Source organism: Stenotrophomonas sp. RIT309 (assembly GCF_000632045.1).
Taxonomy (GTDB): domain Bacteria; phylum Pseudomonadota; class Gammaproteobacteria; order Xanthomonadales; family Xanthomonadaceae; genus Stenotrophomonas; species Stenotrophomonas indicatrix.
This window is the reverse complement of sequence record NZ_JFYS01000002.1, coordinates 1-18,740: the sequence shown is the minus strand read 5'-3', so window position 1 is coordinate 18,740 and position 18,740 is coordinate 1. Positions and strand designations below refer to the sequence as shown.

Genomic DNA, 18,740 nt, shown 5'->3' with positions numbered 1-18,740 from the left:
CCCGGCTCACAACTTCAGGTCGAGCAACCCATCACCCAGATCCTCATCAGACAACGTCTGCTGGATCAGGGCCCGATGCGCCTGCTCGCTCCACAATTCGAATTTGTCGCCCATACCGAGCAATACCGCCTTCTTCTCAATGCCCACCGCACCGCGGTGGCTGGCGGGAATGCTGATGCGACCGTTGCCGTCCAGCTCCAGGTGGGCGGCTGAACCGACCAGCTTCTGCTGCAGCAGACGTACGACGCGCTGTGTGTTGGGTTTGGACATGACGTCGTCGCGTACCCGCTCCCATTCCGACTCGGCGTACAGCCACAGGCAGCCGGATTCGAAGGGGTTGTAGGTCAACACGAGACGGTTGTTGCTGACGCGCGCAACCAGGTCGCGGTGAGCGGTGGGAACCGCCATGCGTCCTTTGTCGTCAACTGTGATGGCCGTCTCGCCCTGGAACACGACGCCTGCACCTTATCCTTCGCCCGGTGAAACATTGAACCACGAAAATCCACAAAACACCCGGATTTCCCTCTGATGCCCACCTTAGCAGCGGCCCAAGGGTTGTCAACAACTTTTCAGCAGGGAAATCGCCAGCCGCATCAATGGTTTGCGCCGATGTTTAGAGAGTTGTTCAAGGTTTATCCACAAGTTGCTGATCCGTCTCAATTTTTGAGATTGAACGGAAGTTCAGGGGTGTGGAGGGCGCGTGAAACATGGGCTGCGCATTCATCCGGAACGGGCCGAAAGCGACGTCGGACTGCGCAAACCGGGCACAATGGCGCCATGTGCCTGCTTGCTATTGGCTGGTTGCACCACCCGCGCTGGCGGCTGGTGATGGCCGGCAACCGTGATGAGTTCCACGCCCGCCCGACCGCGGCCCTGGCCCCCTGGCAGGATGAGATGTCGGTCATCGGCGGGCGCGACCTGCGCTCGGGCGGCGGCTGGGCCGGGGTGGGTGCCGGCGGCCGGATGGGGGTGGTGACCAACGTCCGCGATCCGCAGGCTTCCCAGACCGGGCCATCGCGTGGCGCCCTGGTGGCCGACTACCTGCGTGGCCGCGATCCGGCGGGCATGCATATAGAACGTCTGGCCGGGATCTCCACTGCCTATGCCCCGTTCAACCTGCTGCTGGCCGATGGCCACAGCCTGGAGTATCTGGGCAACCACCCGGCCGAGCGGCAGACGCTTGGCCCGGGCGTGCATGGCATGTCCAACGGCGCGCTTGATGCGCCCTGGCCGAAGACCCGGCGGCTGATGGATGCGCTGTCGTCCTGGCTGGAGCAAGACGGGGTCGGATCCCTTTCCCAACGGGAAAGGGCGCTGACCCCGGACCTGACCCCACTGTGGGATGCCCTGGCCGATGAACATCGCCCGGTCGACAGCGACCTGCCCGATACCGGCATCGGCCTGGAACGCGAACGCTGGCTCAGCCCCGCTTTCATCCGTGGTGACGATTACGGCACCCGCGCCAGCACCGTGCTGCTGATTGATGGCAACGGCCACGGCGAAATCCACGAGCGCCGCTTTGGTCCGCAGGGCGTACCCAGCGGACAGGGTCACGTCATTTTCTGACTGGAACGGTAGTGCCGGCCGCTGGCCGGCACTCTGGCGCCCGGCGTGTCGTGTTTTCCATCAAATGGGCCGTCGACGGGACAGGTCAAATGCGTCATTCAGCTTCCGGGCGCGACCAATACCCGCTTCTGCCACAAGGGCTTCAGCGTCACAGGCACTCCGCTGTGCCCTTTTCGCCTTCGGCACTGTGTCTATAAATGTCGCCCTCAGCCTCCCAAGGTAGCCCTGCCCGGCGCCATGCCGCGCGATCCACACCCATAAGGAGGCCCCATGCGCCGCATCCTCATCCTGCTCGCCACCCACCTGCTCACCCTCGGCCTTGGCTTCGGCCTGGGCGTGTATTTGCTGCCCATCCTGATCGCTCCCGATGACCCGCCGCTCGCGCAGGTGCAGGCGGCGATGGCCGACGCCACTTACCACACCACCTTCCGTCGCGACCTCAAAGGAAGTGACGCGGTGCATTGGGCCGAAGGCAAGGTCAGCGTCAGCGCGCGCCAGGTCGCCTTCAACGGCAAGATGGGCCCGGGTCCTGACTACAAGGTCTACCTGGTCCAGGACTTCGTCGACAACAAAGCGGACTTTCTGAAGATCAAGGACAAGGCCCAGCGCGTCGGTGAGGTCAAGACCTTCAACCGCTTCCTGGTGGACGTGCCGGCCAATGTGGACGTGGACCAGTTCACCACCGTGGTGGTGTGGTGCGAGCGCTTCTCGCAGTTCATTTCCGCCGGGCAGTACCGCACGCCGGGTTGAGCCCGGTCATCGTCCCGGTAGTGCCGGCCGCTGGCCGGCAACTTCTGGATCTTCGGGCAGGTCCCGCGGTTGCCGGCCAGCGGCCGGCACTACCAGGTCCACACACCCTGCGTGGACGGCGATAGGTAAATCCACGCCATGCGGGATGGACGTTGGTAGATCCACGCCATGCGGGATGGACGTTGGTAGATCCACGCCATGCGTGGATGGAATGAAGGGGCGGAGCCGGCCGATAAGCCGGGTTCTGTCGTGGACAGTCATTCCTCTAGGCGTTACGTCGCCGCAACGCTCAAGCAACCTACCCGGATCCAACGCGGGCCGCGCCAATGGATCCCTATTTGGTCTTGCTCCAGGTGGGGTTTGCCGTACCGGTCTGTTGCCAGACTCGCGGTGCGCTCTTACCGCACCATTTCACCCTTACCGGCCTTCCGAAGAAGACGTAGGCGGTATCTTTCTGTTGCACTTTCCGTCGGCTTGCGCCGCCCAGGCGTTACCTGGCACCTTGCCCTATGGAGCCCGGACTTTCCTCGGCACCCCCGAAGGGATGACGCGACTGTCTGGCCGACTCCGCCGCGCGCATTCTAGCGTACGCGGGCCCGCCCTGCCGGTTTGATTGCGGCGTGCGGTTCATCCGCCCCCGCAGTAGAGCCACGACACGCGTGACTGCGCACCGTACCTGCAGGCTCAACGCGCCAGCAGCGCTGCCCGCGATTGGAGCACCAGCGCGATATCCAGCTCCTGCGACGAGGCCCCGGTTGCCAGATCCAGCACCGTGCGGCGCACCTTCAGCTGGATGCGATCACCGGGCGCGTACGCGCGAAGGACCTGTTCGATGCCGTAGGTCGTCGCCACGGCGGTGCCCTGCACCGACAGCACCTCGTCATTTGCCTTCAGGCCGGCCCGCTCGGCGTTGCTGCCGTTGAGCACGTGATTGACCAACGTCCCTCCCGCCATCCCCAACCCCAGCACGGGCCGCAACGCGTCGGCGCGATCATCGACGGCACCGTTGGCCGAGCGCGACATCTCGGTGTGGGCGAGCAGGCGCCCCGCCATACGTTCATCGAAATGCGGGGCCTGCATGGCAAACGCGCCACATTCCAGCACGCCACGCAGCGGCGGCTGCTTGTAGCTGCCGTGCAGCGCCTCGCGCAGCCGCGTCCACTGGCGCGCACTTACATACCGGTGCTGGCTGGCCGCCATCTGCTGGTAGGCCTGCTCGATCGCTTCGCGCGCAGCGGGGTCCACCTGCGGGCAGCCCTCGGCCAAGTCCACGGCTTCCCGTGCGGCGGTGTAGATGACGATCGCGTGGTTGCCTTCCACATACGGGCCCTGCCGCAACTGCACCAGGCCAGGATCGAACAGCTCATAGCCGGTGAAGCCACGCCCCAGATCCGATGGGTCGATCTCCTCGCCCGCCCACGCGTGGGCGGAAACGACCAGAGCCAACACCAGTGAAAGTCCTTTTGCCGACATCGTCCTCATCCTTGTCCAGGGCCACTTCATCCACGCATGGCGTGGATCTACTGCATTCCGGGGTGTTTTCATCCACGCATGGCGTGGATCTCCTTCACCCACTCAACTGCCGTACAACGCCTTGCGCGGTGCGCCGGTCAACTCGGCCGCCAGCTTGGCCGCGGTCGACGGTGGCAGGTGCTCGCTCAGCTTGGCGTAGACGTGCCGGCCATGAGCCAGCTGCGCCTCGGCATCGTCACCGGCGCCCTGCACCATCACCACGAACTCGCCCTTGCGCTGGTTGTCATCGGCTTCCACCTGCGCCAGCAACCCGGCCAGGTCGCCATCCAGCACGGTCTCGAACAGCTTGGTCAGCTCGCGCGCGAGCACGGCCGGGCGCTCGCCGCCAAAGATCGCCGCCATGTCGGCCAACGACTCGGTGATGCGGTGCGAGGATTCGTAGAACACCATCGTGCGCACTTCGCCAGCCAGCCCCTGCAGGCGATCGCGGCGGCCGCTGGCCTTGGCCGGCAGGAATCCCTCGAAACTGAAGCGGTCGCTGGGCAGGCCGGCCACGCTCAGCGCAGCGATGGCCGCGCAGGCGCCGGGAATCGGGCTGACCTTGATGCCGGCAGCACGCGCGGCACGCACCAGCCGGAAGCCCGGATCGCTGACCAGCGGGGTGCCGGCATCGCTGACCAGCGCCAGCGACTCGCCCGCCTGCAGCCGCGCCACCAGGCGCTGGGCCAGGGCCTCTTCGTTGTGTTCGTGCAGGGGCACCAGCGGCTGCTGGATGCCGAAATGGGACAGCAGCTGGCCACTGCGGCGGGTGTCCTCGGCGCAGATGGCCGCCACCGAACGCAATACCTCCTGCGCGCGCGGGCTCAGATCGGCCAGGTTGCCGATCGGCGTGGCGACGACATACAGGGTTGGGACACTCATTTCAGCGGTACTCACGGGGCAAGGGTAGAATCCTAGCGTGTACCTGGCCAAGGCCGCTGCCCTCATCGCATGGACCCGATCATGAACAAGCCCGCCGCACGCATCTCTGCCCTGTCGCTGTCGTTGATGCTGCTGGCCGGTTGCGCCACCACCAGCCTCGTCAGCACGCCCGAATCGCCGGCCCAGAGCCAGGCGCTGGCGCTGATTGAACAAGGCAAGCCGCGCGACGCCGCCCTGCAACTGGAAGCGCTGGCCGCGACCCTGCGTGGCGGTGCCCGCAGCAACGCACTGGCCGATGCGGCCTGGGCCTGGCACCTGGCCGGCGACAGCGCACGCGCGCGCAGCCTGCTGGGCCAGGTGACCGCCCGCCAGCTGACCGGCGCCAGCCTGCAGCGTTACCAGCTGGCCAGCGCCGAGCTGGCACTGGCCGACAAGCAGCCGGCGCAGGCACTGGCCCTGCTGAAGGATCATGCCGACAACGTGCACCCAAGCCTGCGCACGCGCTGGTCGCTGGCCCGCGCCAGTGCCCTGCAGGCCACCGGCGATGCCTTTGGCGCCGCCACCGAACGCGCCCGTGCGCATGCCGGCCTGACCGGCACCGCGCGCAGTGAGAACCAGGCCGCCATCTCCGGTCTGCTCGGCACCCTCGACGATGCCACCCTGCGCAGCCGCGCGGCCGCCTTGCCGGCCAATGACCCGCTGTACAACTTTGCAGGCCGTGCACTGATCGCCCGTGGCCTGCCGCTGCCGCGCCCGTTCGATCGCGATGGCGCTGCCCAGTTCGACACCAGCAAGCGCCCGCCGGCGATGAGCGATGGCTACCGCCCGCCGGCCAAGCTGGCCGTGCTGCTGCCGCTCAGTGGTCGCCTGGCCACTGCCGCACAGCCGGTGCGCGATGGCCTGCTCAGCGCCTACTACGGTGAAACCCGCCGTCGTCCGGAGGTCAACTTCTTCGACACCGCTGGTACCCCGGCCGGTGCGCTGGCCGCGTATGACAAGGCCGTGGCGTCCGGCGCCGACTTCGTGGTCGGTCCGCTCGGCCGCGACGAGGTGGATGCCGTGTACGGCCGCCAGCAGCTGCCGGTACCGGTGCTCGGCCTGAACCGCGGCAAGGATGCACCGCCCGCCGGCAGCGCCGGTTTCTCGCTGGCACCGGAGGACGATGGCATCGTCGCCGCCGAATACATGCGTGGCCGCGAGCGCAGCAAGGCGCTGGTGATCAACAGCAGCGACGACACCGGCCGCCGCGCCGCTGCCGCCTTCGCCCAGCGCTTCGCCCAGCGCGGCGGCAGCGTCGCCGCCACCATCGCCATCAGCGAAACGGTGGGGGATGTCAGCGCGCAGGTGCGCAACGCCGGCGCGGTCGATGCCGTGTTCCTGGCCGTACGTGCACCGCAGGCCCGCCTGCTGGCCCCGCAGCTGGCGCTGGCCGGTGCCGGTGGTGCCACCCGCGTGGGTACCTCGCAGCTGACCACCGGCAGTGGCAAGGTCGAAGAAGACGTGGCGCTGGACGGCATCATCTATCCGAACGAAGCCTGGAACGTGCGCAGCGTGTCCGGCGTGCCGTCCGCTGCCCAGGTCGCGCAGACCCTGCCCAGCGCGCGCGGCGCCGCCAGCCGCCTGTTCGCCTTCGGCGCCGATGCGTGGAAGATCAGCGCCTACCTGGACAAGCTGGCCACCGAAGGCGGCCTGGACGGCGCCACCGGCACGCTGTACCTGGACAGCAACGGCAACATCCTGCGCCAGCCGGCATGGTCGACCTTCAGCGGTGGCCGGCCGATGCCGATCGCCGGTGGTCGCTGAGCACCTGCAACGTGGCTCGGCGGTGGAAGCCGCCGCCGAGCAGCATCTGCAGCAGGCCGGGTTGCGGCCGCGCGCACGCAACGTGCGTTATCGCGGCGGTGAACTGGACCTGGTGATGGATGACGCCGGCACCGTGGTGTTCGTGGAAGTGCGCTACCGCGCGCGACAGGACTTCGGTGGCGGCGCGGCCTCGGTCGATCCGCGCAAATGCCGGCGCCTGATCCACGCGGCGCAGCTGTACCTGCAGGAACACCCCGCCGTGGCCGATGCGCCCTGCCGCTTCGACGTGGTTGAAGCCACGGGCGAACCACCGCAGCTGCACTGGCTGCGCGATGCGTTCCGGTTGGATGATTGCTGATGGCTACCGTCCGCTCTGGTAGAGGCCGACCTTGGTCGGCGCTCCTGTGCCAACCAAGGTTGGCACCTACCAGAGCGCAGCCTGGCCGGCACTACCACGGTGCGTGACTGATGCCTTCGATCATCACCCACGCGGCGGTGCCACTGGCGTTGTGGTGCGCTGCTGATCGCGGCCGCATTCCGCCGCGCCTGCTGGGCGCCGGCGTGATCGCGGCGATGCTGCCCGACGCCGATGTACTCGCGTTTGCCCTGCACATTCCCTACGCCGATGCGTTCGGCCATCGCGGGGCCAGCCACTCGTTGCTGTTCGCCCTGGTGCTGGCCGTGTTGGCGGCGGTGTTGGCGTTCTTTGGTAGCCGCCGACCTGGGTCGGCGCCGCTCAGCTCCGGTAGTCGCCAACCTTGGTTGGCGGTGCTGTGCCAACCAAGGTTGGCACCTACCACGGCAAAGCCAAGGTTGGCATCTACCGTACAAGCGGCGGTGTTCGTGTTCGTCTGCGCCGCCAGCCATCCGCTGCTGGATGCGTTGACCTCCGGCGGCCTTGGCGTTGCGCTGGCCTGGCCCTGGAGCGAACACCGCTTCTTCGCACCCTGGCGGCCGATCCGCGTGTCGCCGTTCGCGCCGCAGTTCTTCAGCGCGCGCGGCCTGGCCACCCTGCTGTCGGAACTGCGCTGGGTGTGGCTGCCGCTGGCCGGCGCTGTCATCGCCTGGAAACTGATTCACCCCGCCCCCGCTGCCCCACGAGATCTGTCATGAGTACTGCCCTGCCCTCCGCATTGGTTGCCGAACTGTCCGCCCTGCTGGGCAGCGACGGCTGGCGCATGGATGACGGCGCACTGGAGGCGAACGCGCAGGACAACTCATGGCGCCACCAGCGCCCGGCTGCGGTAGCACTGCCGGCAGACATCGAACAGGTGCAGGCGCTGGTGCGTGCCTGCCGCGCGCATGGCGTGGCCCTGGTCGCGCGCGGTGCGGGCACCGGCACCACCGGCGCCGCCGTGCCAGTGCCCGGCAGCATCGTGCTGTCGTTCACCCGCATGGATCGCATCCTCGAGATCCGCGCCGGTGACCGCTGCGCGGTGGTGCAGCCGGGTGTACTCAACGGATCGCTGCAGCAGGCACTGGCGCCGCACGGCCTGTTCTGGGCACCGGACCCGTCCAGCGCCGAGATCTGCAGCATCGGCGGCAACCTCGCCTGCAATGCCGGTGGTCCGCGCGCGGTGAAGTACGGCACCAGCCGCGACAACGTGCTGGGCCTGGTAGCAGTGACAGGTACTGGCGAGGTGATCCGCTGCGGCGGTGCCTACACCAAGGACGCCACCGGCTATGACCTCACCCACCTGCTGGTCGGCAGCGAAGGCACGCTGGCGCTGATCGTGGAAGCCACGCTGAAGCTGACCCCGCTGCCGGTCAGCCAGGCCGGGCTGCGTGTGCTGTACCGCGATGCCGACGCGGCCGCCTCTGCCGTCTCGCGGCTGATGTCGCAGCCGGTCGTTCCCACGCGCTTGGAATTCATGGACGCACGCAGCCTGGAGCTGTTGCGCCTCAATGGCGCAGACGTACCCGAGGCGGGCGCGATGTTGCTGGTCGAGGCCGATGGCGACCACGACACCCTGCCCTATCTGCTGCAGGCATTGGCGACCGCCGCCGAAGGTGACGGCATGATCGCACTGGACGTGGCGATGGAAGGCCGCGCGCGCGACCAGCTGTGGGCCGCACGCAAGGCCTTGTCACCCGCGCTGCGCAGCGTCGCCCCGGGCAAGATCAACGAAGACGTGGTGGTACCGGTATCGCGCATCCCCGATCTGGTGGCCGGCGTGCAGGCATTGGCGCGCGACTATTCGCTGACCATCGTCACCTTCGGCCATGCCGGCAACGGCAACCTGCACGTCAACATCCTGTACCACCCGGACGATGCCGACGAGAACGCACGCGCGCATGCCGCGCTGCCGAAGATCTTCGAACTGACGCTGGCGCTGGGTGGCACGCTGTCGGGCGAACACGGCATCGGCCTGGCCAAGCGTGATTTCATGGCGAAGGCGTTCAGCGCGGAAACGTTGGCGGCGATGCGCGCGATCAAGGCCGCGCTGGATCCGGATGGCATCCTCAACCCGGGCAAGGTGCTGCCGCCGGCATAGGCCGCGGACAAGTGTTGAGCCGAGCCATGCTCGGCTCCCCGCGTTCCGCGTGGGCTTGCGCGAGCGGAACGGAGAGCAGCAAAGCGCGGGCCCGGCTCTACAGTGGATTGTCGCCCGCAATATCGATCAGGGTCTGCCGGAAGCTGGGCAACAGCACGCGGTTGCCATGGCCGCTCAGGTGATCGTTGTCGAAGAACAGCGGTTCACCGTCCTGCACGGCTGAGCAGGTATCCGGCCCGCACAGCAGCGGCAGCGGATCCCACACGGTCAGTGACGGGTAGCGCGCGGCCAGCTCGGCCAGCAGTGCCATCTGCGGTGCACGCAGCATCTGCAGATCCACGCGCGACATGCTCAGGCCACCGGCGCACGCCGGATTGCTACGGTTGAACCAGTCCGAGCAGCGGTAGGCCCCGGCCTTGAACAGCGGCAGCGGTGCATCGATGACCACGTGCACGCCCAACCGCTGCAGGCGGCCCAGCACACGCTCGGCTTCATCATGTGCCGCCTGCGCATGCGCGGGCGTGCGTTCGGCCAGCAACTGCCGATAAATCTGCTGTGCGTCCTGTTGCTGCCAGTCGAACCCTCGCAGCTCCGGCATGCGCAGTGCCGCCAGCAACACGATGTCACCCGGGCGCGCATCGCGTTCGATGGCCGACAGGCTGTCCTCGATGAAGTCCTGGCAGTCGGCCGGGCTGGCCCGCAGCAGATTGACGAAGCTGCAGCCGCCGCGATCCTCCTGGCGGACCTCCATCCCGGTCTGTCGCGCGACCATGCTGGTCATCGTGCGGTAGGCCGCCGCATGCGAGTCGCCCACAACAAACAGGCGTCGCCCTTCAAGCGCGGGTGCGTCCACCGGTTCCAGCGGTCGCCACGCCGGGTAGCGGCGCGCTTGCCACGCATAGCCATCACGGGTGACGCTGAGCGAGATCTGCTCGTGGTACTCCACCGTCGCCCAGGCGCCGGCGCCGCACAGCGCTACCACCGGCAGCGCCATTGCCAGCACCTTCGCCGGCGCCAGCCGCAACAGCGGCAGGGCACTGCGCAGCGGACGTTCCACGCAATGGTAGGAAGCGGCCGACACGGCCAGCAGCAGCACCGGATACAGCCACAGCGCAGCGCCCTGCAGCCCGTAGGTCCAGCGCAGCAGCACCAGCAGTGGCCAATGCCACAGGTACAGCGAATACGACAGGCGCCCCAAGTAGGACAGCGGTGCCCAGCCCAGGGCGCGGCCGACCCGCGATTGGCCATGCCCGGCTACCGCCGCCAACAGCAGCAGGGTGCCGACCACCGTGGCCAGCACACCCGGCACCGGCATCGCCAGTTGCGGCGCGACAAGTACGCCCGCCAGCAGCAGGGCCAGGCCGGACAGTGCGAGCGCGTCCCCGCGCTTGCCGGGACCGCGCGTGCTCATCCACTGGTACAACAGCGCACCGGCCGCCAGTTCCCAGAACCGCGACGGCAGCAGATAGAACGCCGCCGCCGGGGCCGTCTGCGCCTGCCAGGCCGCCCACGCCAGCGACAGCACCGTGAGCGCCGGCAACAGCACACGCGACCACGGCCAGCGGTCGCGGCCGCGCAACCAGACGAAGAACAGCAGCGGGAACACCAGGTAGAACTGCTCCTCCACGCCCAGTGTCCAGGTGTGCAGGAACGGATTGAGCTCCGCGCCGGGCGAGAAGTAGTCATCCTGCTGGCCGGCCAGTACCACGTTGCTGAAACCCACCAGCGCCGCCCAGCCGGTCTGGTCGAACTGCTCGTTGCGCCAGGCGCGGGGAATGAACAGCGCCGACAGCACGAAGGTGGCCATCAGCATCACCAGCAGCGCCGGCAACAGGCGCAGTACGCGGCGCCGGTAGAAATCGAGCAGCAGCGCGCCCAGTGGCATGCCTGCACGCGCAGCCAGCGATTGGCTGATCACGAAGCCGGAGACCACGAAGAACAGGTCCACGCCGGTGAAACCACCGGGCAGCCACGCCGCGTTCGCATGGAAGACGATGACGGCCAGCACGGCCAGTGCACGCAGGCCATCGATGGCAGCGTTGTGGGAGCGTTCGGGGTGAAGCATGCGGGCGACCGTCAGCGAGCGATCCGGCAGCATGGCCAGAGCTGGCGCAGTCATTCAATGGACAATCGCGACAGACGTGGACATCGTTCATGTCCGATCCCAACTCAGCACGATGGTGAAGCCGAGCCATGCTCGGCTGTTCTGCAGTCAGATCGCTTGGGGTCAGAGCCCATTGCCAGGCAATGGGCTCCGACCCCGGCATCGGCCCTGGCGTCGTTGTTTACCAGGCCATGCGCAGGCCCACCTGGCCACCCGCGTTGCGGTAACCGTGGTCACCGCGCTGCACGCTCAGGCCGCCCCATGCGTTCCAGCGCTGGTCCAGCTTCAGCTCGGCACCGGCCTGCACTTCGTAGCGGTTGCGCGGCACATCCGCGCCCAGCGTGTCGCCGTTGAACTGCAACGCGCTGGTGCCGCTGCCACGTAGCCAGTTCACGCCCAGGTAGGGCTGCACCACGCTGTCCGCCGCGATGCCGCCACCGAACACGCGCACGCCCACGCGTCCGTTCAGGCCACCGGCATCGGCACGATCGATCACCGTGCCGTTGTGCTCCACATGACGATCGGCGCGGAACTCCGCGTACGACAATTGCAGCTGCGGCTGCAGGTACAGCTGGCTCGACGCCCCCTGCCAGACGCTGAAGGTGTAACCCGCCTCCAGCGACGCGCTGGTCGTGCGCGAATCGTACTGCTCCGGCTCCAGGCCCACGCCCCGCACCCGGTTGTCGAAACGGCCGTACTGCACGTTCGCATCCACATAGGCGCCGTGACTGCCCTCGGCGTCCTGCAGCCAGGTGCCATAAACACCCAGCGCAGTGCCACGCACGCGGCCGGTAGCGGTGTAGCCGGTCAGATCCGAAACGACGCGGTTGTCGGCGCGGCCACTGCCCAACATCACCCCGAAGGCGGCGTTGCCCCGACGCAGCAGATCACTGCCGACCTGCAGCACCGAGGTAGTGCCGTCCACCGACAGCTGACCACCCACCGCAGTGAAATCGGCATTGCTGCGGCCTACGCGCGCCCACGCAGTGCGCTCGGTGCCGATGGCGCCGGTGCGCTCATGCATGCGGTGGGCAAACATGTTGATGGCGGCCGACTGGTTGGCCAGGTAGACACCTGCCTCGGGACGCAGCACCGGCGGCGGCCGGATCGGGTCCACCGGCCCCACGCCACCTTCCCCGCCGTCTCCCGGGTCTGGCCCCGGGCCGGGATTCACGGCACAGCCCGGCGCAGCCGGATCGTCCTCGCACACATCGAACCACTGCGAACGCAGGTACCAGTTGCCATCGGAAGGATCGGCCAGGCCGCCGTGGAACAGGAAGTACTCGTACGAGCCGCCCACCGCACGGCCTGCCAGCGCATAGCGCGCCAGCGATGCACCGTCCACTTCGATCAGCTGGATGCCGTCCGCCGTAGGTGCGCCCACTCCACCAATGTTGTTGACCACGATGCTCGCATCACCCGAGGTATTCCCCCGCACATGCAGGCGATCGATCGCACTGTCATCGCCCGCCAGTGCGCCCTGGAACAGGAAGGTGGCACCTTCGCTGTGCAGGTCGCCGTCCACGGTGAGCGTGTTGAAGCGGCCGCTGCCGTCGGACAACGCCAATCCACTGCTGAGCACCTGCAGCCCACTGATCGTGGCATCGGCGGCCAACGTCCACTGGCTGCCGTTTTCGATCGTCATCGTCCGCACCAGATCGGAAGCCCCCTGCCACAGCGAGCCGCCGGCCAAACGCACATGCACATCGGACTGTGGCACCAGTCCGGCGTTCTCGTCCTCGGGCGTGGTGACGATGTCGCCCACCATCTGCGAATGCCCTTCCAGCACCACGTCGAAGCGCCCGGCCACCGCCGCATCCAGTGCCAGGCCGATGCCGTTGCCACCGGATACCAGCGCTCCGTTGGACAGTGTCAGGCCCGCGTCACGGCTGCTGCGCAGCCACACACCACCATGCTGTGCGCTGACCAGCGAGCCACCGTCGATGCTCATGCGGCCGTTGTCATTGACCACCGCTGCCCACGCGTCTTCGCCTTCGGTGCGGACGTGGGTGTTGGTCAGGATCATCTGCCCCGGTCCACCCGAAATGACACCATGCGAGGAGCGGCCCAAGGTGCGCAAACGGCTGTCGGCCAGCGTGACGGTGCCACCAGTACGGGCAATCGCTGCAGCAGATCCATCACCCTGGGTCAGCACATCGGTGTCGATCGCCTCGATGCGCGGGCGGCGGTTTGCATCGTCCTGCGCGTACAGGCCATGGGCAGAGCTGCCCTTTGTACTCAGCGTCGTGCTGAAAATCTGTGCTACGCCGCCACGCACATCCAGCCCGAGCCCGCGATCCCCCTCGGCCGCCACCGACGAATCACGCAGCACCAGCGTGGACTGGTTCGGCATCCAGATGGCAGTGCCGGCAGAGGCCGCAAGCGAGCTGCGTTCCACCGTCACCGTATTGCCGCGCCCGTTGATGTCCAAGGCCCATATCTCGCTGCGCACGCTGCTGTCGCGCAGGACGGCTTCGCTATCCTGCATGAGTCTCAGCCCATAGGTGCCGGACAACACGCTGCCCTGTACAGCCAGGGTGCCACCGGACATCTCCACCGCGATGCCGTGTGCACCCTGAACGGCGATCCTGCTGTCGACGACATGAGCAGTACCGCCCAGTCCCAGGCCGGTTACCGATCCACCCTGCACGTCGACGTCAACCGCGTGCATTGACAGTGTCGCACCAGGTTGCACCCGAGCGGCGTAACCCGCATTACCAACGAGACGGATACTCGAATCCCGCAGCACTACATCCGCTGAGCCGGTCGCCAGCACACCGCTCTGTCCGTTGCCGTCCATCTCGATGTGGACACCGCCCAACGTCGCAGTACCGGCATTTGCATGCAGGCCTGAAGCACCGGCGCGGCTCACCTGCAGTTGCCCCCCCTGCACCTGCAAAGTGCCACCCATCAGCCGCAAGGCATCACCTCCGCTGCTGTGCACCCGCACATCCTGCAGTTCGGCATGGGCATCCTGCACCTGCACGCCATGCGCGCTGTTGCCGGTGGTTTCGATGAGCACTCCCTTGGCGCGCAGGCTCGCGCCTGCGGCGACCGATGCCCCTGCGGCGGATATGCCCGTCGTGGTCAGTTTCCCCCCTTCCAGCGAAACCAGGCTTCCGGCGCCCTCGACATGCACCGCGTGCGCTGAACGTCCTTCCGTGGATAGATTCACTGGGCCTGTTGGCAGAATGCGGCCGCCGTTGAGGGCATGGAACGCGTACCCCGAGGTATCTCCCGGCAGTACCGGCTCGGTGGTGTGGTAGTCGCCTGGCGGGGGCGTCTGGTCATCGCCGTCGGCCACGACCTGCTGTGCGCTGGCGTGACCACTGGTGAACAGGCCAGCGGCCAGGGCAACAGCCAGCAGCTGGGGCGCCGGGGTGGAACTCTGCATGGAAAGCACTCCTGAATGGAGGGGCCATGCTCAGCGCTGCTACCGGCCGGCACCATCGAACACATTGCAAAACGCCCGCGGGACGCTGCCGCAGGGCTGGCTGGCAGCTGAAGGCACCCGGGGTGTCCAGTGCGCTTTACAACTTTTTGCATGGGACGGCCGCGCCTGCGCACACAGACTGCGGCCAAAGGAGACGCGTTCCTTCGCATCCAGCCCCCATCACGGCCGCTCAAGCAAAGCCGACTGACACGGGAGCCGATCCGAATGTCCTACGTGGTACCGCGTGCCTCCCACATTTCCGACACAAGGATCCCCCCATGAAGCTCAGCTCCGTCGTTTCCTCGCCTCGACCGCCGACGCCGCACCGGCTGTTCCGCAGCCTGCTGCTGGCCCTGGCTTCGCTCCCCGCCGGCGCTGTACTGGCAGGCGATCTGGATGACCAGACCGCCGAGGTGGGTGCAGCTGACCCGATCGAGGCCTGGAGTCTCATCAATGGCTCGCAGTTGACGGTCAACGGCGGGCAGACCCAGCACATTCGCGCGGGGGATACGTCCGTGGTGAACCTGCAGAACGCGCGGGTCGTCCGCACCGGTTTGGAACGCGAGGCCATCTATCTGTACGGTGAAGCCACGCTTGTGGCCAACTCAAGCCGGATCGACGGCAGCGTCTTTATTGACAGTGGCAACACCTCGGTAACGCTGAAGGACAGCATCGTGGTGGTTGACGCTGCCCAGCTGGTGCCCGGTGCAAATTCGAGCATCGGCGTGGATGCCTCGATCCTGTCGACCTGGGACTCGCAGTTCACTCCCTCGGTCGTGCTGGATGGCACATATGTTCGCGTCGATGACCTCCACTCACCGCCCCGTCCCTTCACCACAGGGATCGGCGCCCGCCTTGTGGTGGGCCAGATGGATATCCTCAATGGTTCACAGGTGGTGGCGGCCAATGTGGGTGCATTGCTGATGGGTGAGCGTGTTGACTCCGGCGCGCTGCGGCTCGACATAAATGACTCCACCCTGCAGTCCGGCCGCGGTGCTGCCATCCAGGTCATCCCACGGTTCGCGAGCACCTACAACATCACCGTAGCGAATGGCTCACACCTGATTGCAGGTGACGGCAACCTGCTGCGCGTAGGCCGCGATGGCGCCGTTTCCGGCTCGTTCACCGACGTGAACTTCACCGTGGATGATGCGCGCTTGTCGGGTGATGTCCGCCTTGATTCCCTGTTCGCCACCATGGGTTCGCTGAATGTCGCCCTGCGCAACAAGGCGCAGATCGACGGCCGTTTCATCAATGTCACCCGTGCCGAAATCGACGGCGACAGCAACTGGCTGATGACCGGTGACAGCAACGTCGGCCGGCTCAGCCTCGGCAGTACCGGCACCGTGGCACTGGGCAATGGCAGCACGTTCAATACCCTCACTGCCGACACCTTCACCGGCAATGGCGGCACCCTGCTGTTCAACACCATGCTCGGCGATGACAGCTCATTGACCGACAAGCTGGTGATCAACGGCGACGCCAACGGCCAGGCGAACGTGCGCGTGCTCAATGCCGGTGGCGCCGGTGCGAAGACCGACAAGGGCATCGAGCTGATCCGCGTGGGCGGTGCGTCCAATGCGCAGTTCGACCTGCAGGGCCGCGCGGTGGGCGGGCAGTACGAGTACTTCCTGTTCAAGGATGCCAGCGACGGCGGTTGGTACCTGCGCTCGGCGCTGGCCGGCGCGCCGGACCCGTGCGTGGTCGATCCCACGCTGCCGGAGTGCAGGCCGATCGATCCGGTGGACCCCGTCAATCCGATCGACCCGATCGATCCGATCAACCCAGGCCCGGTGCTGCGCCCGGAAGCAGGCGCGTACCTGGCCAACCAGTTCGCGCTGGACCAGCTGCTGCGCCACGGCTTGCGCGACCGCCAGGGCGGTAGCGCCACCGCCGCCGATGGCGTGCGAGGCTGGACCCGCGTGGATGCCACGCAGAGCAGGCTGTCGGCGGTGGAAGACCAGCTGTACCTGCGCGTAGACCGCTCGCGCCTGCAGCTGGGTGCAGACGTGGGCGTGTTCGACAACGGCCGTGGCCGCGTGGGTGTGATGGGTACCGTTGCGCAGTCCAGCGCTACCTCGCACTCGGAGCTGACCGGCTACAGCGCACGCGGCAAGGTGGAAGGCGGCGCGCTGGGTGTGTACGGCAACTGGAGCACCGATGCGCTGTATATGGATGCCAGCGCGCAACGCGGCCAGTTCCGCAATCGCGTGCAGGGCGACGGCCTGGCCGAGGAACGCTATGACTCGGATCTCTGGCAATCGTCACTGGAAGCGGGTTATCGCTTCAACATCGGCCAGATCGGCAGCACGGCGCTGACCCTGCAGCCGGAGCTGCAGCTGGTCTACACCGATGCGAACACGGATGTGCACAGCGAAGCCAACGGCACCGTGGTGCGCGCACTGGGTGACAGCGGTTTGTCCGGCCGTGCAGGCCTGCGCCTGCAGGGTGAAGGCCGCAGCGCCGCCGGTGCCTCGGTCAGCCCGTACGTGGTGGCGAACTGGTACCGCGATGGCGCCAGCAACGGCATGGCGTTTGACGAGGAAGCACTGAACGCCAGCGTGCCGCGCAATCGCTACGAATTGAATGCAGGTGCGCGGGTTGACTTCCGCACCGGGCTGAGTGCGTCGAGTGGGTTTGGCGTGATGCGCGGTGACCACGGTTGCCGCGAGGCCACGGCCAACGTGAGTGTCGCCTACAAGTGGTGATGTAAGCACGAACGGCGCCGGTGAGATCCGGCGCCGTTCTGCTTTCTGCCTTCTGTAGCGCCGAGCACAGGCTGGGCTCCACGAGAAATATCGCACCTGCCGTGCTGATGCGCGTCTGGCCTCGCATATTGCACGCGCCGCAATTCTGCAGCGCTTTCGAAGTTGGAGCCTTACTGGCTGCCAGCTGAAGGCACCCGGGGTGTCCAGTGCGCTTTACAACTTTTTGCATGGGACGGCCGCGCCTGCGCACACAGACTGCGGCCAAAGGAGACGCGTTCCTTCGCATCCAGCCCCCATCACGGCCACTCAAGCAAAGCCGCGTGACACGGGAGCCGATCCGAATGCCTACGTGGTGACGCGTGCCTCCCACATTCCCGACACAAGGATCCCCCCATGAAGCTCAGCTCCGTCGTTTCCTCGCCTCGACCGCCGACGCCGCACCGGCTGTTCCGCAGCCTGCTGCTGGCCCTGGCTTCGCTCCCCGCCGGCGCTGTACTGGCAGGCGATCTGGATGACCAGACCGCCGAGGTGGGTGCAGCTGACCCGATCGAGGCCTGGAGTCTCATCAATGGCTCGCAGTTGACGGTCAACGGCGGGCAGACCCAACGCATCCAAGCAAGCGATACTTCCCGGGTGATACTCGAGGGCGCCCAAGTCACCAGCGTCGGCACTCAACCGGATGCGATCCGGCTCACACGCCAGGCATCGCTGAGTGCACGCAATTCACGGATCAATGGCCAGGTTGCGGTGCTTGGTGCCAGCACGTCGTTGTTGCTTGAAAACAGCGTTGTGCTGGTCAACAGCAGCAACGGCACAACCACTGGCAAATTGGTGGGCGTCGACCTCAACCCAGGCCAGGAAGGTGCGCTGGTAAGCTCACCTCATGCAAGCATCGATGGCACGCTCATCCAGGTTGACGACGGCATAGTTTCGGACCGACCACATCTCCGTGGCCTGGGTGTCCGCTTGATGACAGGCCAGATGGACATCATCAATGGTTCCCGCGTCGTCGCCTCCAACGTAGGCGCAATGTTGTGGGGCGACAGCAACACCAATGGGCTGCTCAGGCTTGAAGTCAACAACTCGACCCTGCAATCGGGCCGTGGTGCAGCCATCCAGGTAAGGCCGAGGTCCGACAATACCTACGACATCACCGTGGCAAACGGCGCACATCTGATTGCCGGGGATGGAAACCTTGTGCTGGTTGCCCGCGAGGGCGGCATTGTCAGTGCGCGCACCGATGTCAACGTTGCGGTGGACGACGCGCGCCTCATCGGCAACGTCAGCTTCGATCCGGTGTCCGTCACCAATGGCTGGCTGAATGTCGCCCTGCGCAACAAGGCGCAGATCGACGGCCGTTTCATCAATGTCACCCGTGCCGAGATCGACGGCGACAGCACCTGGCTGATGACCGGTGACAGCAACGTCGGCCAGCTCAGCCTCGGCAGTACCGGCACCGTGGCACTGGGCAATGGCAGCACGTTCAA

Annotated in this window: 12 protein-coding genes, 1 other RNA gene and 1 pseudogene; 8 read left to right on the top strand and 6 right to left on the bottom strand. The window is 66.7% G+C overall.

The window, feature by feature from the left end:
- Nucleotides 1-6: 6 nt before the first annotated feature.
- Nucleotides 7-453 (bottom strand): division/cell wall cluster transcriptional repressor MraZ, encoded by a 447-nt coding sequence (gene mraZ / locus BW38_RS18525; protein WP_025876601.1) that lies wholly within the window; start codon nt 451-453, stop codon nt 7-9.
- 324 nt (nt 454-777) lie between these two features.
- On the opposite strand from mraZ, the gene BW38_RS18530 reads away from it, so the two are divergent.
- Together BW38_RS18530 and BW38_RS18535 are read left to right on the top strand one after the other, a co-directional pair.
- Complete coding sequence (locus BW38_RS18530; RefSeq protein ID WP_032974906.1) at nt 778-1,566, top strand: NRDE family protein; 789 nt, start codon at nt 778-780, stop codon at nt 1,564-1,566.
- Between the two features lie 270 nt (nt 1,567-1,836).
- A complete protein-coding gene (locus BW38_RS18535) occupies nt 1,837-2,316 on the top strand; it encodes a DM13 domain-containing protein (protein ID WP_032974905.1) in 480 nt (159 codons plus the stop codon).
- A 217-nt stretch (nt 2,317-2,533) separates the two neighbouring features.
- Here BW38_RS18535 and rnpB read toward each other — a convergent pair.
- The 3 genes from rnpB to rsmI all read right to left on the bottom strand — a co-directional run bounded on the left by rnpB (nt 2,534) and on the right by rsmI (nt 4,710).
- Nucleotides 2,534-2,885, bottom strand: an RNA gene (gene rnpB / locus BW38_RS21160) — RNase P RNA component class A.
- A 115-nt stretch (nt 2,886-3,000) separates the two neighbouring features.
- On the bottom strand, nt 3,001-3,765 hold the full coding sequence (locus BW38_RS18540) for a PDZ domain-containing protein (protein WP_152543264.1): 765 nt from the start codon (nt 3,763-3,765) through the stop codon (nt 3,001-3,003).
- A 126-nt stretch (nt 3,766-3,891) separates the two neighbouring features.
- Nucleotides 3,892-4,710, bottom strand: a complete 819-nt coding sequence (rsmI, locus tag BW38_RS18545; RefSeq protein WP_032974903.1) for a 16S rRNA (cytidine(1402)-2'-O)-methyltransferase — start codon at nt 4,708-4,710, stop codon at nt 3,892-3,894.
- A gap of 81 nt (nt 4,711-4,791) precedes the next feature.
- Here rsmI and BW38_RS18550 point away from each other — a divergent pair, with 81 nt between their 5' ends.
- From BW38_RS18550 to BW38_RS18565, 4 genes are all read left to right on the top strand, one after another.
- Nucleotides 4,792-6,513 carry a penicillin-binding protein activator gene (locus BW38_RS18550; RefSeq protein ID WP_032974902.1) on the top strand — a complete coding sequence of 574 codons (1,722 nt, stop codon included), beginning with the start codon at nt 4,792-4,794 and terminating at the stop codon, nt 6,511-6,513.
- Complete coding sequence (locus BW38_RS18555; protein ID WP_032974901.1) at nt 6,503-6,871, top strand: YraN family protein; 369 nt, start codon at nt 6,503-6,505, stop codon at nt 6,869-6,871. Before BW38_RS18550 ends, BW38_RS18555 begins: the two co-directional genes overlap by 11 nt.
- A 110-nt stretch (nt 6,872-6,981) precedes the next feature.
- The gene (locus BW38_RS18560) at nt 6,982-7,626 is read left to right on the top strand and encodes a metal-dependent hydrolase (RefSeq protein WP_032974900.1); all 645 of its coding nucleotides are present in this window, start codon (nt 6,982-6,984) and stop codon (nt 7,624-7,626) included.
- The gene (locus BW38_RS18565) at nt 7,623-9,008 is read left to right on the top strand and encodes an FAD-linked oxidase C-terminal domain-containing protein (protein ID WP_032974899.1); all 1,386 of its coding nucleotides are present in this window, start codon (nt 7,623-7,625) and stop codon (nt 9,006-9,008) included. Before BW38_RS18560 ends, BW38_RS18565 begins: the two co-directional genes overlap by 4 nt.
- A gap of 97 nt (nt 9,009-9,105) precedes the next feature.
- Here BW38_RS18565 and BW38_RS18570 read toward each other — a convergent pair whose 3' ends face one another.
- Nucleotides 9,106-11,127, bottom strand: a complete 2,022-nt coding sequence (locus tag BW38_RS18570) for an acyltransferase family protein (RefSeq protein WP_032974898.1) — start codon at nt 11,125-11,127, stop codon at nt 9,106-9,108.
- A gap of 166 nt (nt 11,128-11,293) precedes the next feature.
- Nucleotides 11,294-14,506: an autotransporter outer membrane beta-barrel domain-containing protein gene (locus BW38_RS18575; protein WP_032974897.1), complete on the bottom strand. Its 3,213-nt coding sequence runs from the start codon at nt 14,504-14,506 to the stop codon at nt 11,294-11,296.
- 317 nt (nt 14,507-14,823) lie between these two features.
- Between BW38_RS18575 and BW38_RS18580 the strand changes: the two genes are divergently transcribed.
- Both BW38_RS18580 and BW38_RS0120430 read left to right on the top strand, forming a co-directional pair.
- Nucleotides 14,824-17,253 carry an autotransporter outer membrane beta-barrel domain-containing protein gene (locus BW38_RS18580; protein WP_032974896.1) on the top strand — a complete coding sequence of 810 codons (2,430 nt, stop codon included), beginning with the start codon at nt 14,824-14,826 and terminating at the stop codon, nt 17,251-17,253.
- A 393-nt stretch (nt 17,254-17,646) separates the two neighbouring features.
- Nucleotides 17,647-18,740 (top strand): annotated as a pseudogene (locus BW38_RS0120430) (autotransporter outer membrane beta-barrel domain-containing protein); the annotation flags it as partial.